The following is an 18794-nucleotide window of genomic DNA, read 5'->3' on the forward strand; positions in this document are numbered from 1 at the left end:
ATGTTTAGTGATTTTTATGGTATAAAAATTAAAGGTAAGTGCTTTCAAAGCGAAGTAAATTTAAAATTTTTTAGTGAAGAATATCATAGGTTTTGTTTAATATATGGGAAAAATGGAAGCGGTAAAAGCACAATTTCACAAGCTTTTGATGCCATCAAGCAAAACAACCAACCTCTTATTGTTAGCCAAATTATAGACAAAAGTGGCGCAGTAGTAGATCTAACAAGCGAAAATCAGAAAAATAGTATTTTTGTATTTAATGAAGAATATGCAAATAGCAAGGTTAAAATTAAAGATAATGGTTTGGACGCGATAGTTTTACTTGGAGACGTGACAAATATAGATAGAAAACTTGAAAAAATAGAAAATATTAGAGAAATTAGAACCCAAAGAAAACAAGGCTACGAACAAGAATTAAAGAAATATGAGGATGATAAAAATACAGATAACCCTAAAAAATATGAAAATGATGTGGTGGAAAATTTAAAGAGTAATTTTGCCGAACGAGAGAAAAATATTCTAGGAAGGCAAATTAAAATTCTGCAAGACAAAACAATAAGTTTTGCAAAAAATATCATAGATAATTTTATAACAGATATAAATTTAAATCAATTAAAAAATAATTTTAATGAAAAACTTATATCTTACAAAGGTGTCCAAAGTGATTTAAATTTTACAGAAGAGATAAGGCAGTTAAATTTTGAAGAAATTAAGCAGCTTTTGCTATATCAAGTAGAACAAAAACAATTAACCCCAAGAGAAGAAGAAATAAAACAAGCCATAGCCGAAGCAAACCACATAGTAACTAAAAATATAATGGAAAGTGATAAAGATATTTGTCCATATTGCTTCCAAAAATTAACAGACGAATATAAAAGAGAAATTTTATCAAGCTTAGAAACAATATTTAATCCAGAGGTACAAAACCATCGAGCGAATTTGGAAACTAGGAAGCAGGAAATTCAAAATTTACTAAATTATTTAAAAAATTTGCCGTATATTGATAAACTAGATAAAGATTTATTTGATATTATAAAAATACAAATTGATACTTGTCAAACTGAAATCACTGAAAAACTAAATCAAAAGATACAAAATCCTTTCGTCGCCTTAAATTTAGATGCAAATTTTGACAACTTAGTTAATGAATTAAATCAAAATTTGGACCAGCTTGAGCAAAAAAGACAAGCTTTTATGGCACAAAAAGATAGAGCAAACGAGCTAAAACAAGAGCTTGAAAAACTAAATAATCAAATAGCCTATTGCGAGATAAAAGATGACTTTAACTATTATATAGAAAAGCTAAAAGTTAAGCAGAATTTAGATAGTAAAAGAGAACATAATGATATACGACTAGAGTGTATAAGTAATAAAATTTCAGAACTAAATGCTCAAAGAATGCAGATAAATATAGCCCAAGATAAGATTAATGAGCATCTAAAATATATATTTTTTAAAGAAGGTAGGCTTGAGCTTGGTGAACCAAATGAACATGGACAATATGTCTTAAAATCAAACGGCAATAGAGTAAAAGCCAAAGACGTCTCGACTGGCGAGCGAAATGCTATTGCATTAAGCTATTTCTTTACCGAGATTTTCTCAGATGAAAATGAAGAAGATTTTTATAAAAAACCAAAATTCATAGTTATAGATGATCCGATTTCTAGCTTTGATTTTGAAAATAGAGTTGGGATGATGTCATTTTTGAATTACCAAATTCATAAAATTATGACCGGTTGTAGTGAAAGTAAGATGATAATTTTAACTCACGATTTGATGAGTGCATTTGATATGCAAAAGATTATTGGCTCACTACCACAAATAAAAATCAACGAGAAAAATGAAGTAATATTTATACAAAGAGAACTAAAAAATCAGAAGTTAGTTGATTTTGGTAAAAAATATTCAGAATATAAAACTCTTTTAAACGAAATTTATGATTATGCAAGTAACTCCGTATCAGAAAATGCAAATATTGGCAATAATATGAGAAAAGTACTAGAAGCCTTTGGCACATTTAATTATCAGTGTGGCATAGAGGATATCGCAAGAGATGAGGTAATAGTAGCCAACTTAAGCCCAGGACAACAAACGTATTTTGAAAATTTAATGTATCGTTTGGTTTTGCACGGTGAAAGCCACGCTGAGGATAAAACAAAGGCGCTTGATTTTTTCTTCTGCATTAGCGAAGATGAAAAACAAAATACTGCAAAAGATATCCTTTCTCTTCTGTATTTACTAAATAAAGCGCACCTGCAAAAGTATTTACAAAAAGAAAAGGTAGATAAAATAGAGCAGTGGGTTATAGGCTGTATAATTTAGAAATGATTAATATAGATTTTGTTAATAGCTTACTTAAACTCAAAATGTTAAAATGAATTAAAAATTATAAAGGTAGAAGATGAACACTAAAGCATATTTTGGAAAATTTGGTGGGCAGTTCGTGCCTGAGACGGTGATGTTTGCCCTTGATGAGCTAGAAAATGCTTATGAGAGCATCGCAAAGACAAAAGAATTTAAAGACGAGCTTGATGATCTTTTGAAAAATTACGTTGGCAGGCCTAGTCCGCTCTTTTTTGCGAAGCGTCTAAGCGAGCACTACGGACATGAAATTTACCTAAAAAGAGAGGATCTAAACCATACGGGCGCACATAAGATAAATAACGCTCTTGCTCAAGCGTTGCTTGCTAAAAAAATGGGTAAAAAGAAAATTTTAGCTGAGACTGGAGCTGGTCAGCACGGCGTGGCAACAGCGACTGCAGCGGCACTTTTAGGCTTAGAGTGTGATGTGTATATGGGCGCAACAGACGTGGCTAGACAGCAGTTAAATGCCTTTCGCATGCAGCTTCTTGGTGCAAAAGTGGTGAGCGTAGAAGATGGCTTAAAAACGCTAAAAGAGGCGACTACGGCGGCCATACAAGCGTGGGTAAATGAGATAGAGAGCGCATTTTACGTCATCGGCTCAGCCGTTGGCCCACACCCATATCCAAAGATCGTGCGTGACTTTCAAAGCATCATCGGCACAGAGGCAAAAGCCCAGCTTGAAAATTATGGCAAAAAGGCCGACTATGTCATCGCCTGCGTTGGCGGTGGCAGTAATGCCATCGGCATTTTTAGCGCGTTTTTAGAGGACGAGAGCGTAAATTTAGTTGGTATCGAGGCTGGCGGTCTTGGCATAGATACGCCTTATCACGCAGCTACGCTTAGCAAAGGCAAAACCGGCATCATCCACGGCATGAAAACAACGGTCTTACAAGATGGGTACGGCATGATCTCGCCAGTACATAGCATCTCAGCAGGCCTTGACTACCCAGGCATCGGCCCAGAGCACGCCCACTTAAACGACATCAAAAGGGTAAAATACGAAGCCGTGACCGACGATGAGTGCATAAACGCCTTGTATTTTTTAAGTAAGATGGAGGGCATCATCCCAGCCATCGAGAGCGCGCACGCACTGGCGTATCTAGAAAAGCTTTGCCCAAAACTTGATAAAAAAAGCGTCATCATCGTAAATATCTCAGGCAGGGGCGATAAGGACATAAATACAGTCATCGGCTATGAAAAAGGAAAAATTTATGGATAAGATAAAAAGCGCATTTAGTGGCAAAAAGGCAAACATCGGCTACATCGTGGCTGGTTATCCAAGCCTAGAAAAAACTAAGGAATTTTTAGAAAATTTAGATGAGAGCACGCTTGATCTAGTCGAGATCGGCATCCCTTACTCTGACCCACTGGCTGATGGCAAGCTCATCGCGCAAGCTAGCTTTGAGACAGCTCAAAGTGGTGTAAATACCGACGTTGTCTTTGATATGCTTGAAGGTTGCAAGGCAAAAGTGACAAAGCCACTTGTTTTTCTAGTTTATTACAACATCATCTTTGCTTATGGCGTTGATAAATTTCTAAAAAGATCACGTGAAGCAGGAGTTAGCGGCTTTATCGTGCCGGATCTGCCTTGTGAGGAGTGCGAGGAGTTTGCTCTAAAGTGCAAGGAGCTAAATTTGTGCCTTGTGCCACTTATCAGCGTCACTTCTGGGGGCAGGGCGGATGAGATATTAAAATTTGGCTCAGGATTTATCTACGTGCTAGGTGCGATCGGTGTTAGCGGCTCAAAAAGAGCTGATGAAGATAGGATAAAAAATTTAGTCTTAGAGCTTAAGAAAAAGAGCGATCTACCAGTGGCTGTGGGTTTTGGCATCAAAAACAAAGATGATGTTAGCGAAGTAAAAAAATATGCTGATGCTGCGATCATAGGCACACAAATAGTCAAGCTTTGCGCCAAATTTACTGGAAAAGAGCTAGTTAAAGAGGTCGATAAACTCTTTTAAAATGCTTAATAAATTTATAGCTAATTTAGTAAAGCCAAAGTATAATTAACGCGCATTTCAAGTCTTAAGGAAGAGATATGAGAAAAGTTATAGATGAGGCTACGAGCTATCTTTGCAGGGATACTTTGGGGTTAAATTTAGAGGTTGGCAAGAGCCTTGGTAAAGGATTTTACGGGGCTAGCATACCAGTTTATAAGGGTAAGAGCGAGTATCAATTTTATCTATTTTTTAAAAAAGATACTTTAAAAATTTTCATGAATGCCTTTTTTGGTCACGAAGATGTTGATGGTGGCGATCTGGACGATCTTTGCAAAGAGATAGCCAATCAGATCATCGGCAAGGCTAAAAATCTACTAAATGAAAAAGAGCCAAATGCTTATAAACTCGGAACGCCTGAGTTTTTGGGCGAGGTTGAGAATTTTGGCATAAAGCTAAAAGAGAAATTTATATATAAGATAAAAAATAGAACATTTCAAATAGGCTACAAGATACAATGAACGATGAAGGTGCGATAGAGACACTAGAACAGCTAGGGCTTTTTAAGAGCTATGACGAGCTTATGGATATAAGCGTTGATTTTATAGCTGAGCTAGGAACTACCACAGTTAGCATAAATGAGCTTTTGAAATTTGAAGCTGGCTCGGTCATAGACCTCGAAAAACCAGCTGGCGAGAGCGTGGAGCTATATATAAATAATAGAATTTTTGGAAAAGGCGAAGTAATGGTTTATGAGAAAAATTTAGCCATCAGGATAAATGAAATTTTGGACTCAAAGTCAGTTATTCAGTACTTCAAAAAAGAACTTTTATGAGAATAATATTATTTTTTATACTTTTTGTGACACAAATTTTAGCTTCAAACTTGCTAACATACAATATCTATGAGCGCACCGACAGGGTCGATATCATGCTTAGCTTTGATGCGCCTTACGAGGGCAATATCTTTCAAAAGCGTGAAAAAGACACAACCTCTTTGATACTAAATTCTCTAAGCTACGATCAAAGCGCGAGCAAGGATATAAACTCAAAGATCATTCAAGAGCTTGAGATAGAGCCAAAACAAAACTCTTTGGTCTTAAATTTACGCTCAAACGATGCCATCATCGTAAATGCTTCAAAGACAACAGATAGCTTCGGACTTCGCATCCGCGTAACACTAAAAAACACAAAAACGCAAATGCAAAATATGCCACAAGCTAGCGCAAAGATAGAAACTGCTAGCACGCCAAAGACAGAAAATGAACCTATGGTAAATATTGATTCGAGATACTTCATCGTCCTAAGTGTGCTCATCGCGCTTCTTATATTTTTATATGTTTTTAAAAGATATATCACTTCAAAAAGTAGTGATTTTAGCGGGTTTAAAACGCCACAAAATCAGCCACAAAACGACACAAAGTCGATGAACTGGCTGCTTAAAAACCAAAATAGTGGCGTCAATATCATCTATGAAAAATATCTTGATCGCACAAACAAGCTAATGCTTCTAAGCTACGAAAATAGGCGCTATCTAGTGATAGTTGGTAGCTCAAACGTCATGCTTGATAGCTTTGGTGAGGATAAGATTCAAAATGAGCAAGACTTTGCTGTTTTCTTTGAAGAAAATAAGAAAAAACTTGGTTCATTTTTACAAGAGCGCCAAAATAGCCTAAATAACTACAAAGACAAAATGAGCGGGGAATTTTAGTCCCGCTTCGCTACTAAATTGAAAAATTTAGAAGAGCATTTTCATAAATTTTAAAATTTGCAATAAATTCTCTCATATAAGACTCATGTAGTGCGAAGCACTGAAGTATGCATTTCTAATGAGCGAGGGGATTGGAGGATTAAAAAGGGGGATAAGGTGACGGATTTCTCGTGTCTGCCACGTAGTTGAGAGCCTACAAATTTTAAAATTCCACTCACTCGCAAGAATTGACTACTAAAATTTGACTTCTCTTACCGCTTAGCTCAAATTTTAGAGCCGAAATTACTCGTTCATGAAATTTTAAAATTTATTTGACGCTATCGATAAAGTGGTGCTTAAACGTATTAAAAGAGTGTGGGGCAAGTAGGATGGACTTTGTGTTTGCTTTATATTTGTGGACATGAAACGCAAATTTTAAAACTCTTTACATATTTCATCCAGTCTATAATAAAAATTTAATTTTTGCCAAAATACTAGCAAATTTTAAAAACGCAGCTACTTTTACCCTACACAAACGAAATGGCAAAAATTTCAGGTTTTGCGATCTTTTTTATCTCTTCTTTTGCCATGGCAAATTCTTTTGCTCCCTCTATTTTTAGTGTGTGGCCGCTAAACTCAAAGCTTAAATTTATCTTCTCGCAGGTTATATCAAGTGCCTTGGCTAGCGCAAGGATGAAGCTTAGCCACCTTACACACTCAGCCTTTGGTAGTAAATTTTTATACTTTTCAAACTCATAAATATTTTTCTTGCCATTTGTGCCGATGACTGCGGCTATTAGTGCCTTTTGCTCATGTGAAAAGCCGTAGTTTAGGGCATTTAGTATGATATAGGCTGAGTTTTTGTGATCGCCGTAAAAGCCTATCTCTTGACCGACGTTGTGGAGTTTTGCAGCAATTAGCAGCGTCTCAAGATAGCCCTCATTTAGCCCATGAAGCTTTTTAAGCGCCACAAAAATATCCTTTGCGTATCTTGCCACGGCTTTGTTGCAAGAGAGGATGAAGCGATCTTGCAGGCTTTTGACGCTTGGGTTAAAATTTTCTGGGAATTTAAGACTTGGACGCAAAAAGTCTTTTAAAAAGACGCCCTCTCTTACGCCAACGCCACTTGTGATGACATTTTTGGCATTTAGCGCCTTGGCAAGGGCTAAAAATATATGTGCGCCCTCTCTGATGGTGTCGTATCTATCTTTTTTTATAGGAAATTTATTTAGTTCTAGCACGCTAACGTTTGCGATGCTCTCGATGTAGGCTTGCTCGTCGCTAAGCTTGTAGCAAAAGCCATGTAGTGATGAGAGCGGATATAAATTTTTGCTCATTATGGCCGATGAAATCGCTCTTAAAGAGCCGCCGATCGCTATTAAATTTGAACACTTAAATCGCTCATCTATCTGCGCCGTGATCTGCGCCAGAAATTTTGGTAGTTTGTTTAAATTTTTCTTATCAAAAAATAGCTCTTTTAGCCTAACCGTGCCTATATCAAGCGAGAGGACATCGACTATCTTGCCGTTACTTATCCTAGCAAGCTCGGTCGAGCCTCCGCCGATGTCGATAGTGACGCACTCGGTTAGATTGTGAAGTAAATTTTTAGCCGCTATCGCTCCAAAAGTAGCCTCTTCTTTGCCGTCAATCACTTTTAAATTTATCCCAAGTTTTTTTCTTAAAAGAGAGATCAAAACGCCTGAGTTCGGAGCATCTCTAAGCGCTGAGGTGCCTACACATAGGACTTTGGAGCATTTATAGCTTTTTATGATGTTGTCAAATTCGCCAAAAGCTTTGATCGCTTTTTGCATTGAAGCTTCTGAAATTTCGTTGTTTGAGCCGTATCCGCCTTCACCCAGTCGCACTTTGGTTTTGTATTCAGCTAGTATAAAAAATGCTAAGCGTGACGTGCGCTCAAATATCGCCATACGCATAGAATTTGAGCCAAGATCGATCACTGCGGTTCTCTTTGCCATTTTTTATCCTTTTAAATTTAAAACGAGGCTTGCAACTGCTCCGTTTGTGTTCTCTCTATTTTTGATAGATATCTCAGCACCAAGTGTCTGTGCTGCGCCTTTTGCGAGAAATAGTCCAAGTCCAGCACCACCTTTGTTGCCGTATCTTTTAAATGGAGCAAACAAGTCCTTGCTCTCGTCTATGCCCACGCCCTCGTCGGCAACCTCGATGATAAATTTGCTCTTTTCAACCCTTGAGCTAATCGTAATCGTGCTATTTTTTAGAGAAAATTTGATAGCATTTTGGACGAAATTTTGCACTATGTGAGTTAGTAGGCTGGTTTGGATATTTAGGTTAAAAATTTCAGGTTTTAGATCGAGTGTGAGATTTTTTTCTTCACCTTTTGCGAGCACCTCGTAGTTTTTGCCAAGTTTTTTCAAAAATGCGATCACGTCGGTATTTACTGGCTCTTCAAACTGCGCGCCCTCTTGACGGCCTATCTCAAGGACTGAGCCTATCATAGCGTTCATGCCGTTGATCGCTTCGTTGTTTGATTTTAGCGCTTCTATATATTTTTCGCTCTCGCGTGGTTTTAAAAGTGTCACTTCGTTTTTGGTTTTCATGACGGCAAGTGGAGTTTTTAGCTCGTGTGCAACGCCTACAAAGAGCTCTTTTTGGTATAAGACAAAAGTTTGTATGCGAGAAATTAGCCTATTTATGCTATTACCAAGTGGCAAAAACTCATCTGGCAGGCTTTTGATGTCGATCTCTTTTAGAAATTTCTCATCTAAATTTGTAAGCTTGTGACTTAAAATTTTTATAGGTATTAAAAGCATTCTTGATAAAAATAGTGCATAAAATAGCACCAAAAGTATCGCTGTGACGTTTACGATTATAATATCTATAAAAATTTCTTCGACTATCTGGCTTTGAAGAGTGGTATCCTTTTCGAGGACTAAGTAGTTACTGTCATCTAGCCTTGTTGTTAGTGTGGTTGTGCTCTTATCTTTTATCTTTTGCATCACAAGGTAGGGCTTTTCGCCTTTAAGCTCTCCTGCTTTTACGGTAGCTAGAGTTTTGTTTGGGATTTCTATAGTAAAAGTTTTTAGATTGTTAGGATTGAAATTTTGTGGATTGTTTTTGTAAGCTGTGGCTTGCTGATTTAACTCACTAACTACGCTTTGAAAAACGGTGACTCTTATGTAGTGATAGAGCATCACCGAAACAACGGCAATTAGCATCATCGCACCAGATGCTAATTGCAGTATAAATCTATTTCTTAAGCTTTTTTGGGAAAGCAAAATCTATATCCGCGTCTTCTAACAGTTTCTATTGTCGAAATATTTAGCGGTTTGTCCATTTTTTGTCGGATTTGATTGATGGCAACCTCGATAACGTTTGGAGTTACGAGCTCTGGCTCCTCCCAGATAGCGTCAAGTAGTTGCTCTTTAGAGACGATCTGGTCTGAGTGCCTTGCAAGGTGAGTTAGCACCTCAAATGGCTTACCTTTTAGCTCGATGTCGCGGCCAAGATATGTGATCTTCTCTTCATCTGGGTTGATGATAAGCTCGTCTATCTTGATGATATTTGTGCCGCCAAAGCGTAGTCTAGCCTCTAGTCTAGCTACTAAAATGTCAAAATCAAATGGTTTTTTGATGTAGTCATCAGCGCCAGCTCTAAGTGCTTTTATCTCGCTCTCTTTGTCATCTTTTGCAGAAAGAACTACAACTGAAGTGCGTGGAGATTTATGTTTTATAATGTTTATAAGATCAACGCCGTCACCATCTTGAAGCATCCAGTCAGTCAAAACTAAGTCATAGTTTCTGATGCCGATATAGTACTCAGCGTCTTTGAAATTTTCAGAGCTATCTGTCTGATATCCAAACTCTTGCAACCCCTCAGCAATCGTCTTATTTAGCGTTACTTCGTCTTCTACTATTAAAATACGCATTTCTTTTCCTTAAACTAAAATTTATGGTCGATTGTATCATAAATTAAGAAATATTTCAAGATACTTTAATAAATTTTTAAAAAACAGTGCTGATTTTTGCACCGACAATTGCATTTGGTAAAATCTCGGTTTTTAAAATCTCCATATCCAAGCTAGTAAGCGAGCTAAACCTCTCTTTTAGCGCTTTGCAGGTTGCTTCTAGCGACTCTTCTACGCTTTGAAATTTCATCTCATTGTAAAATTCTTTTATAAAATCAGCCACCAAAACATAATCAATCAAGCTAGTTGAGCGAAATTCTAAGCTTACTTTTACCTCTTGCTTTGCAACTCGCTCAAAGTCAAACATCCCGATAACGGTTTGAAATTTATAATCCTTAATGATCGTTGTTATTTCACTTTTCATACGACTTTTTGCTCCTTGCCTGAAAGCAGGCGAACGATATTTGGAATGTGCTTATAAACTACCAAAAATGCGATGATAAGGATCGGCGCGTGAGTGTAAATTTCATCAAGCTCTGGGTGGATGATAAAGCTTGATGCGATGAGAGCTATCAGCGCGCATAGCGATGCTAGAGAGCTTATTTTTAAAAATTTACCGACTAAAAACCAAACTACAAGAGCGATTATTATCTCAACTGGTAAGAAAAATGCAAGCACTCCAGCTCCAGTTGCCACGCCTTTGCCACCTTGAAAGCCTAAAAATATAGAAAAACAATGTCCTGCAACGCTTAAAACTGCCATCGTCCAAAGCACGCTTTGGCTAGCTCCAAGAGAAGAGGCTACGATGAGTGGCAAAACGCCTTTTAACACGTCACAAACTACGGTTAAAATGGCTAGTTTTTTGGCGAGTTTTGGGTTTGTTTGTTTTAAAACCCTTAAAACATTTGTCGCTCCTATGCTTTTGCTGCCCTCTTTTTTTATATCAACATGTCCGAAAATTTTTGCTAGTATGAGCCCTGATGGGATGCTGCCAAGCAGGTAGCTAACGGCATAAAGTATTAAATTTTGCATATTTTACCTTTTAAATTTAAAGAGAAATGATATTAAAAAAATACTAATTTTTTTATAAATCATCTCCACAAAAGTACGATTTTTTCGTCGTAGATGTCGCTTTTCTTTGGTGAAATTTGCGTTTCGTTTATCGTGATGTTTTTAACATCATTTGCCTCTTTTAGCGCATCGCACTCTTGTGCAAATTTCTCTTCGAGCTCGCTTATGGCCAAATTTATATCATTTACGCTTTGCTCGCTAAGCTTGACGTCGCTTCGCTCTTTTAAGACCTTGTTTGCGCTTCTAGCACTTGATGCGATCTTGCCGGCGTTTTGGCGAGATAAGAGCTTGTTGCCAAATATCGCTCCAAATATGCTTGCGCCTATATTTATAGCTGCGTCAAGGCCGCTTGCTGTCATATCTTTTTGCTCTTTATCAAGCTTTGCAAGGGCTTTATTTAGCTTATCTTGCAAGCTCTTTTGCTCTTTTTCAAATTTAGCCGTGAGTTTTGCGGTTTGCTCCTCTAAAATTTCGTTGCACTTATCCTGAAGCCTTATGAAAAACTCCTCTTTTGACTCGTTTTCTTTTGAGTAAATTCCCATCGCTTCAAAGGTGTTAAATTTGAAATTTCTATATAAAAACTCTTTAAATTCTTTCTCTAAAGCGTCAAAATTTTTAGCGCTCGTTACGAAATTTGGCACAGCTGCAAAGCTTGCACCGCTTGGCTCATTTTCACTTGCATCAATGCGCATACCTTCGCTAGCCTCGCTCCAGTTTGGCTCTTTGTCATTTTCGCTAAGCTCATAAAGGTAGCTCACCTCACAAATGCTATCTATGCCCTTTTTAGCATCATAAATTCTAACCTTTGCGCTTGCTAGTAAATTTGGTGTGAGGCTTTTTGAGTTGGTGTAGAGCTGTGTGATCGCACTTGAGATGATAGGTTTTGCGCTAAATTTCATCTCGCTTTTATCTACGCCTTGGCTACTTAAATTTTCTTTTTTATCTTTCATCAAATTTGAAATTTGCTCGCGGCTAAGCGGACCTTTTAGATAGCTAAGTGCCCAGCGCGTGGAGATGATGTTTAAGCCGTCCTCGTTTATATTTTTGAGTAAGAAATTTCTTTTGGCTAAATTTGATATGAGATTTTCAAGTGAGGCTTTATCTAAGCTTGAGCCTGCGATGCCACTTAGGCCGTCGATCACGCGTGCTTTATCCTGCGCTGTTTGGAGGCGGCCGATGAACCAAGTGCCGATGTTGCTAAGGCCTTTGTAGTCAAGATCGACTGGGTTTTGCGTGCTTAAAACGCAGCCTAGACCAAATGCACGAGCTTGTTTTAAGAGCGTGAGCATAGGCGTTTTTGACGGAGGATTTGTGTTTGGCGGGAAGAAGCCAAAAATTTCATCCATATATAGGATCGCTCTAAGTGAGCTAGTGCCCTCTGTGCCGCGCATCCACGCGATGATCTCGTTTAGTAAAAGGGTGACAAAAAACATCCTCTCAGCGTCATTTAGGTGCGAGATCGTAAAGATATTGCACTTTGCTTTGCCGTTTTCGTCAAAAAGCATCTTTGAAATTTCTAGTCTAACGCCCTGCGTCCAGCCCTTAAAGCTTGGGCTTGCAATGAGTGCGTTTATCTTCATGGCAAGCTTTAGGCGCTCACTGCTTGGATAGAAGGTATCCACGTCAAAAACGCCTATCTTTTTAAACGGCGGATTTGCTATGAAATTTATAAGCTCTTCGATAGTGACATCTTTTTGCTCTTTAAATTTGCTCTCAAATATAGTGGATATTAGCAGCTGTTCTTTTGAGCTCATATCCTCAGAACTCATGCCAATAAGCGAGAGCACCGAGGCTGCGAGCGAATTTATATAGTTGCTAAAAATTTCCTCGTCATTGATGTTAGGACAAGCAAAGTCGCTAAGTAGCGCCACACCAAGACCAGATGAGCTTTTTGGTGTGTAGATGTTAAAGCTAGCGCTATCTTTTAAAATTTTTACTCGCTCAAGGTCTTGAAAGCTCGACTCTATGCCGTTTTTCCACTGCTCAGCCTGAGCGGCGGCAAATTCCTCTACGCTTTGACCTTTATTGGCCGCTTCTGCCTCATCAACGTATGGTAAAAAATCCTCCGCTCTCATCTGCGGAAAGGTGAGGGCTAAATTTGTGATATCGCCCTTTGGATCGATGATGATAGAGGGGATGTTATCTATGCAGGCCTCTTCTAAAAGCGTGATACCAAGGCCTGTTTTGCCGCTACCTGTCATGCCGATAATGGCTGCATGGGTGGTTAGGTCCTTGTTTTTATAAAAAAATGGCTCTTTATCTTTTAGTCCAATGTAAAAAAGTTTTAAATTCTCTTGTATGGTTTTCACTGATTGCCTTATTCGTATAAATTTATGCGTGAGCGAAGCTCGTCAAGCGTCTCTTTGACGCGCTTTTGCGTGAAGTCTTTTATAGTTTTATCATCATCAACTAGCTGCATGCAGTATCTGATGTAGCCCTTGTATGCTAGCTCAGTAACTAGCTTTAGCTTTAAGGAGACGTTCTTTACTTCATCTGGTGAGAGCAAGATGTCAAAATTTGCCTCTAACTCTTCGCCGTCTTTAAAATTTGTAGCTTGTGAGCTCAATATACTTATGCCGCCCTCTGAGATGTCGTAAAGGCTGCCAACAAGCTCGCCTTGCTCTCCTTTTAGAGAAATTTTGGTAAAGCGGTTTGGTAAGACGCGCTGGAATTTTCTCTTGTTTGCGTGCATGGTCGCTGAGCGCGAGAAATTTGAAAGAGTGACGCTTTTATCGGCGATATTGTAGTCAATGATGTCGGCGCGAAGTTGCTTTGAGAAGAAGCTATTTGGTAGGATGAAGCCCTTGCCATCTTGCTTCATGGCTAAAATTTGCATCATATCTACGCGAAAAACGACGCTATCTTCTTTAACCTCTAAAATTTCGGCTTCGTATTTTATATTTAGTCCGTCGTATAAATTTAAAAATTCAGGGCGGACCTTGGCGTTTTTCATGCGTGTAAATGTGTTGATCGGATCTTCGTAGAAAAATGAGCCAGTATCGATCATCTCTTTTACTGTGGTCTCTTGATGATTTTCGGCGTTATATAAAATTTCTTTCAACCTTGAGATGGCATTTACAAAGTAGCCCACATAGACTGCATCGTCGCAGGCGTGATTAAAATTTAGTGTCAAATTTAAGAGCAAGAAATTTACCAGCTCATCTTTTGCATTTAGTTTTGGTATTAGGCTGTTTAAGTCGTCGCGAATTTGTGTGGCATTTGGCTTTTGGATGAGTAGCGCATCAAAGATGCTCTCAAGGCAAATTTTCATCTGCTCGTGTGGCACTACAAGGGTTAGTTGTCTGCAAAATTTGATGCCCTCATCTATAAATTTAGCTCTTAAACCAAGTATGCAATCCTCGCAATTCTCGACAAGTTCTTGTCTGCCCTTAAACTCCATTGGGTCTCCAAAAAAGGTTATTTATTAAAACATCGCTATCATATATAAAGTTATATTAAAAAAATATTTAAATTTGTGTAGAGAGGAAATTTCTAGGCAAAGCTGCCTAGAAATTTGAATAATTATAGTTTGCTTTCGTTGTGTGAAAGGTAGTCAGCAACGCCTTCAGTGCTTGGTTTCATACCAGCGTCACCTTTGTGCCAGCCAGCTGGGCAAACTTCGCCGTGCTCGTTTGTAAATAGCATAGTATCTACCATTCTGATCATCTCATCGATGTTTCTGCCAAGAGGTAGGTCGTTTATAACTGCGTGGCGAACTGTGCCATCTTTGTCAAGTAGGAATGAACCGCGAAGTGCTACGCCAGCGTCTTCTAGAAGTACGTCAAAGCCGCGAGCGATTGATTTTGTCATGTCAGCTACGATCGGGAAGCGAACTTTGCCGATACCGCCTTTATTTACTGGAGTCTCTTTCCATGCAAAGTGTGAGAACTGGTTGTCGCAAGAAACTGCGATAACTTCGATACCGCGTGACTTGAACTCGTCATATCTTTTATCAAACGCGATGATCTCGCTTGGGCAAACGAATGTAAAGTCCATTGGGTAGAAGAAGACAACAGCGCCTTTTTCGCCGATGTTTTTGTAAAGGTTGAAATCATTTACAATTTGATTGTTTCCTAAAACTGCTGCAGCTGTAAAGTCAGGTGCTTTTTTTGTTACTAACATATTTTCTCCTTAATAATAAATTTTATTGATTGCGAAATTATATCCATAAAAATTTAAATTCTAATTAAATAGATCTGGAAATTTAAAACAGTGTAATTTTAATATGCATTTGAAAATGAATGGAAATTTTTAAAAATTTATAGAAGATGTTGTAGAAAATTTATTAAATTTAGAGTTTTGGATGTAGAAGCGGTTAATTATAGATCGCTAAAATTTCTACCGCCAAATTTTAGTATCGCCGAACCCCAAGTAAAGCCACCGCCAAATGCATCAAGAAGCAAAACTGAACCATTTTTAATGCGTCCATCCTCGTATGCATCATTTATCGCCATTGGGATCGAAGCAGAGCTTGTGTTGCCATATTTTGCAACCGTCAAAACACACTGCTCGTCAGTGAAATTTAGCCTATTTTTTACGGCGTCTATTATCCTGATATTTGCTTGATGAGGTATGAAAAAGTCGATATCTTCGCTTTGCATTTTGTTTGCGTGTAAAATTTCTATCACGCTTTTGCTAAGCGTTTGAACCGCTATCTTAAAGACCTCATTTCCGCTCATGTGGATAAAATTTAGTCTATTTTTTAGCGTCTCATCGCTAGCTGGAAATGCACTACCACATCCTGGAGTTATCAAAAGCTCAGCCTGTCTGCCATCACTTGCGGTGTGAATGTCGATGATCTCGTTTTCTTCGCTAGCACTTATCACTGCTGCTCCTGCTCCGTCGCCAAAAAGTATGCAGGTGCTTCTATCTGTGTAGTCGATTATCGAGCTTAGTTTTTCAGCTCCTATGATCAAGACATTTTTCTTAGCACCACTTACGATAAGAGAATTTGCAATCTCTAAAAGATAGATAAATCCTGTGCAAGCCGCACTTATATCAAAAGCTGTAATGCCAAAATTTAAGCCTAAATTTGAAGCTATCTTGCAAGCAGTTGAAGGCATGCAAAGATGATCTGGAGATATCGTAGCGCAGATTACCGCATCGATTTGTGATTTTTCAAGCCCTGAGCGCTTTATAGCTAGCTCGGCAGCTTTTGTGCCAAGGTCGCTTGTTATCTCAGTCGTTGCGATGTGTCTTTGCTCTATACCAGTTCGCTTCACTATCCACTCATCGCTCGTGTCGACCATTTTTTCAAAATCAAAATTTGTTAAAATTTTTTCTGGGACATATGACGCAATGGAGATCAATGAAGCTTTTGGCATATTTTACCTTGCAAAGTGTGAAAGTTCTTCTTCTATAACTTTATTTATATTTGAATTAGCAAATTTAATTGCTTGAAAGATTGCGTTTTTTATGGCTTTTGAGTTGCTTTTGCCGTGGCTTATGATGACGCAGCCATTTATGCCAAGAAGCGGAGCACCGCCGTACTCATCGTAGCTGACCTGTTTTTTTAGAGTTTTAAAAACTTTTCTCATAAGCACAGATCCAGCCATAGCAAGTGGTGATTTTTTAACTTGCTTTTTAATGATCTTACCTATGGCATCAGCGACACCTTCGCTCGTTTTTAGCAGGATATTTCCCATAAAACCGTCACAAACCATTACATCAATGCTGCCATCAAAAATTTGATTGCCCTCTGCGTTTCCGACAAAGCTATCAAGTCTAGAAACTAGCTTAAAAGCTTCTTTGCTGACCTCGTTGCCTTTGCTCTCTTCTTCACCATTTGACAAAAGACCTACTTTTGGCTCTTTTCTACCTAAAATTTCTTTTGCGTAGGCTTCACCCATGATGGCAAACTGAAAAAGATGTTCGCTTCTGCAATCAACATTTGCACCAACATCCAAAACCAAAGTAGCTGTCTCTTTTGAATTAGGCATAAGTGTTGCGATCGCTGGACGAGATACATTTTTTAATCTACCAACTCTTAATGTAGCTAAGCTCATAGTAGCACCGCTGTGACCAGCAGAAACGACAGCATCAACATTTTTGTCTTTTAAAAGCTCAACAGCTTTGTAGATCGTGCTATCTTTTCTTTTTAGTGCGTCTGTCGCTCCGTCAGCCATAGAGATGACTTCAGTAGCTTCTATAAATTCTATATTTTTTAAATAGGGTTGTGGGATGAGTGGTTTTATGGCATTGCTATCGCCAACTAATACAGCTTTAAATCCTGTCTCTTTTAGTGCTTCAATAACGCCAGATATTATAGGATCTGCACCAAAATCACCACCCATAGCATCAATAGCAATGCGAATCATATTTTAGTATTCACCTGTTGTTTTGTTTATGCGGTGAGGCATTTTCCAAGAACCATCTTTGTCTTTTACAGGCACTGGAAGTGTAACTTTGTAATGTGTTCTACGTTTTGCTGCACGAGAATGACTCACTCTACGCTTTGGTACTGCCATTTTACTCTCCTTTATAAATTTTTACATTTTTCACAATAAAAATAATCGCTCTTAAAAGCTTCTAGCTCACTTTCAAAAACTTCTTTTAAATCAATATTGCCATCAAAAAATTCAACCGTATCGCTAAGCTCGTTTTCTCTGTCTTTATAGACACCATCGCTTAAATTTAGCTCTACGTCTTGATCGACTGGCAACATAAATTCATCACCGCATCGATCGCAAATATATTTTATCTCACCCTTTATGGTGCCTTGACATTTTACCAAAAAAGGGTCTTTTCTTTTTAAAATTCCACTAAAAACTAGATCATTGTTTCTTACTAGCTCAAAGTTTATCTCTTTGTTTGCTATTTTAGAAAACGGAATAATCAAATTTTAGTCCAAAATTAGCAAATTTCTCTTGAAGCAAAGAAGAAATTTATCTCATTTACAGCGTTTTCTAGGCTGTCGCTTCCGTGAACTGCATTTGCGTCAATGCTATCAGCAAAATCAGCTCTAATAGTGCCAGGAGCTGCTTCTTTTGGGTTAGTTGCGCCCATTAGCTCGCGGTTTTTAGCAACTGCATTTTCGCCTTCTAAAACCATAACTACGACTGGTCCGCTTACCATAAAATCAACTAGATCGTTGAAGAAAGGTCTATCTTTATGAACTGCATAAAATGCTTTTGCATCGCATTTGCTAAGTTTAATTTTCTTTGCAGCAGCGACTCTTAAGCCGTTGCTTTCAAATCTATCTATAATTTTTCCAACAACATTTTTCTTAACAGCGTCAGGCTTAATAATAGAAAGTGTTCTTTGCATAAATTTTCCTTAAAATTTAGGTTATTTAAATGAAGTTGGCAATTATATCAAATAAAGCTTAAAAATAAAATAGGCTCAAATTTGAGCCTAAATTTTGTAAATTTATTGGATAACTGGAGTGCTGCCAGTGCGAGCGTCAGCACCGATTTGATCACGTGAAGGTTGTCCTGCTACTACGGCGTCCCAAACGATGCAGCCATCAGTTGGACAGGCAGATGCACAGGCTGGCTCATCGTTGTAGCCTATGCACTCAACGCATTTGTTTGAATAAACATAGTATGTATCTGCTCCAGTTGGGTTGTCGCTATCATCTACAATAGCTGAAACTGGGCACTCATCGATGCATGAACCACAGCTTATGCATATATCGGTTATTTTTACAGACATTTTTTCTCCTTAAATAAAATTTTGGCGTAGAATATCAAAAAAAACTGAAAATGATATAAATATACTCTTCAATTTTCATAGCATGCTTAATTTCTCTAAACTACTTTATAAAGTTTTTATCACTTTTAGACTAAATTTACAGATTAAAATTTTAAAAAAGGTCGTATAAATTTAATGAATGATACTATAAAAAT

20 protein-coding genes are annotated in these 18794 nt (G+C 38.0%); 6 read left to right on the forward strand and 14 right to left on the reverse strand.

All coding sequences use genetic code 11. The features are described from left to right. From FZ945_RS08355 to FZ945_RS08380, 6 genes are all read left to right on the forward strand, one after another. Positions 1–2322, forward strand: coding sequence for an AAA family ATPase (locus FZ945_RS08355; RefSeq protein WP_148803857.1), 2322 nt, complete (start codon positions 1–3; stop codon positions 2320–2322). Between the two features lie 79 nt (positions 2323–2401). Continuing rightward, complete coding sequence (gene trpB / locus FZ945_RS08360; RefSeq protein ID WP_148803859.1) at positions 2402–3583, forward strand: tryptophan synthase subunit beta; 1182 nt, start codon at positions 2402–2404, stop codon at positions 3581–3583. Continuing rightward, positions 3576–4325, forward strand: a complete 750-nt coding sequence (trpA, locus tag FZ945_RS08365) for a tryptophan synthase subunit alpha (protein ID WP_148803861.1) — start codon at positions 3576–3578, stop codon at positions 4323–4325. The genes trpB and trpA overlap by 8 nt, the downstream gene beginning before the upstream one ends. A 77-nt stretch (positions 4326–4402) precedes the next feature. After that, positions 4403–4822: a chemotaxis protein CheX gene (locus FZ945_RS08370; protein WP_148803863.1), complete on the forward strand. Its 420-nt coding sequence runs from the start codon at positions 4403–4405 to the stop codon at positions 4820–4822. Further along, positions 4819–5136, forward strand: coding sequence for a flagellar motor switch protein FliN (gene fliN / locus FZ945_RS08375; protein WP_002942551.1), 318 nt, complete (start codon positions 4819–4821; stop codon positions 5134–5136). Before FZ945_RS08370 ends, fliN begins: the two co-directional genes overlap by 4 nt. Further along, the gene (locus tag FZ945_RS08380; protein WP_148803865.1) at positions 5133–6011 is read left to right on the forward strand and encodes an excinuclease ABC subunit A; all 879 of its coding nucleotides are present in this window, start codon (positions 5133–5135) and stop codon (positions 6009–6011) included. Before fliN ends, FZ945_RS08380 begins: the two co-directional genes overlap by 4 nt. 506 nt (positions 6012–6517) lie before the next feature. On the opposite strand, the gene FZ945_RS08385 is transcribed toward FZ945_RS08380, so the two are convergent. The 14 genes from FZ945_RS08385 to FZ945_RS08450 form a co-directional block, all read right to left on the reverse strand. Beyond that, the gene (locus tag FZ945_RS08385; protein WP_148803867.1) at positions 6518–7966 is read right to left on the reverse strand and encodes a Ppx/GppA phosphatase family protein; all 1449 of its coding nucleotides are present in this window, start codon (positions 7964–7966) and stop codon (positions 6518–6520) included. Positions 7967–7969: 3 nt separating this feature from the next. Next, positions 7970–9187, reverse strand: a complete 1218-nt coding sequence (locus tag FZ945_RS08390) for a sensor histidine kinase (RefSeq protein ID WP_187424195.1) — start codon at positions 9185–9187, stop codon at positions 7970–7972. A 38-nt stretch (positions 9188–9225) separates the two neighbouring features. Further along, entirely contained in the window at positions 9226–9897 is a 672-nt protein-coding gene (gene hsrA, locus FZ945_RS08395) for a homeostatic response regulator transcription factor HsrA (RefSeq protein WP_002942555.1), read from the reverse strand. A 76-nt stretch (positions 9898–9973) separates the two neighbouring features. Further along, positions 9974–10300 carry a dihydroneopterin aldolase gene (locus tag FZ945_RS08400; RefSeq protein WP_002942574.1) on the reverse strand — a complete coding sequence of 109 codons (327 nt, stop codon included), beginning with the start codon at positions 10298–10300 and terminating at the stop codon, positions 9974–9976. Next, complete coding sequence (gene plsY / locus FZ945_RS08405) at positions 10297–10908, reverse strand: glycerol-3-phosphate 1-O-acyltransferase PlsY (RefSeq protein WP_087582715.1); 612 nt, start codon at positions 10906–10908, stop codon at positions 10297–10299. The genes FZ945_RS08400 and plsY overlap by 4 nt, the downstream gene beginning before the upstream one ends. Before the next feature lie 59 nt (positions 10909–10967). Continuing rightward, complete coding sequence (locus FZ945_RS08410) at positions 10968–13256, reverse strand: ATP-binding protein (protein WP_148803869.1); 2289 nt, start codon at positions 13254–13256, stop codon at positions 10968–10970. Positions 13257–13264: 8 nt separating this feature from the next. Continuing rightward, on the reverse strand, positions 13265–14347 hold the full coding sequence (locus FZ945_RS08415; RefSeq protein WP_148803871.1) for a PilZ domain-containing protein: 1083 nt from the start codon (positions 14345–14347) through the stop codon (positions 13265–13267). Positions 14348–14469: 122 nt separating this feature from the next. After that, entirely contained in the window at positions 14470–15069 is a 600-nt protein-coding gene (locus tag FZ945_RS08420; RefSeq protein ID WP_002942572.1) for a peroxiredoxin, read from the reverse strand. Between the two features lie 197 nt (positions 15070–15266). After that, positions 15267–16271: a beta-ketoacyl-ACP synthase III gene (locus tag FZ945_RS08425; RefSeq protein ID WP_103606803.1), complete on the reverse strand. Its 1005-nt coding sequence runs from the start codon at positions 16269–16271 to the stop codon at positions 15267–15269. A gap of 3 nt (positions 16272–16274) precedes the next feature. After that, positions 16275–17264, reverse strand: coding sequence for a phosphate acyltransferase PlsX (gene plsX / locus FZ945_RS08430; protein ID WP_148803872.1), 990 nt, complete (start codon positions 17262–17264; stop codon positions 16275–16277). Between the two features lie 3 nt (positions 17265–17267). Next, on the reverse strand, positions 17268–17414 hold the full coding sequence (gene rpmF, locus FZ945_RS08435) for a 50S ribosomal protein L32 (protein WP_002942540.1): 147 nt from the start codon (positions 17412–17414) through the stop codon (positions 17268–17270). Positions 17415–17425: 11 nt separating this feature from the next. Continuing rightward, entirely contained in the window at positions 17426–17785 is a 360-nt protein-coding gene (locus tag FZ945_RS08440; protein WP_103599417.1) for a DUF177 domain-containing protein, read from the reverse strand. A gap of 14 nt (positions 17786–17799) precedes the next feature. Beyond that, positions 17800–18213 carry a nucleoside-diphosphate kinase gene (gene ndk, locus FZ945_RS08445; protein WP_103609756.1) on the reverse strand — a complete coding sequence of 138 codons (414 nt, stop codon included), beginning with the start codon at positions 18211–18213 and terminating at the stop codon, positions 17800–17802. A 102-nt stretch (positions 18214–18315) separates the two neighbouring features. Continuing rightward, positions 18316–18600 (reverse strand): 4Fe-4S dicluster domain-containing protein, encoded by a 285-nt coding sequence (locus FZ945_RS08450; RefSeq protein WP_148803874.1) that lies wholly within the window; start codon positions 18598–18600, stop codon positions 18316–18318. Between the last annotated feature and the right edge of the window lie 194 nt (positions 18601–18794).

The organism is Campylobacter concisus (genome assembly GCF_902460535.1).
Lineage (GTDB): Bacteria > Campylobacterota > Campylobacteria > Campylobacterales > Campylobacteraceae > Campylobacter_A > Campylobacter_A concisus_AS.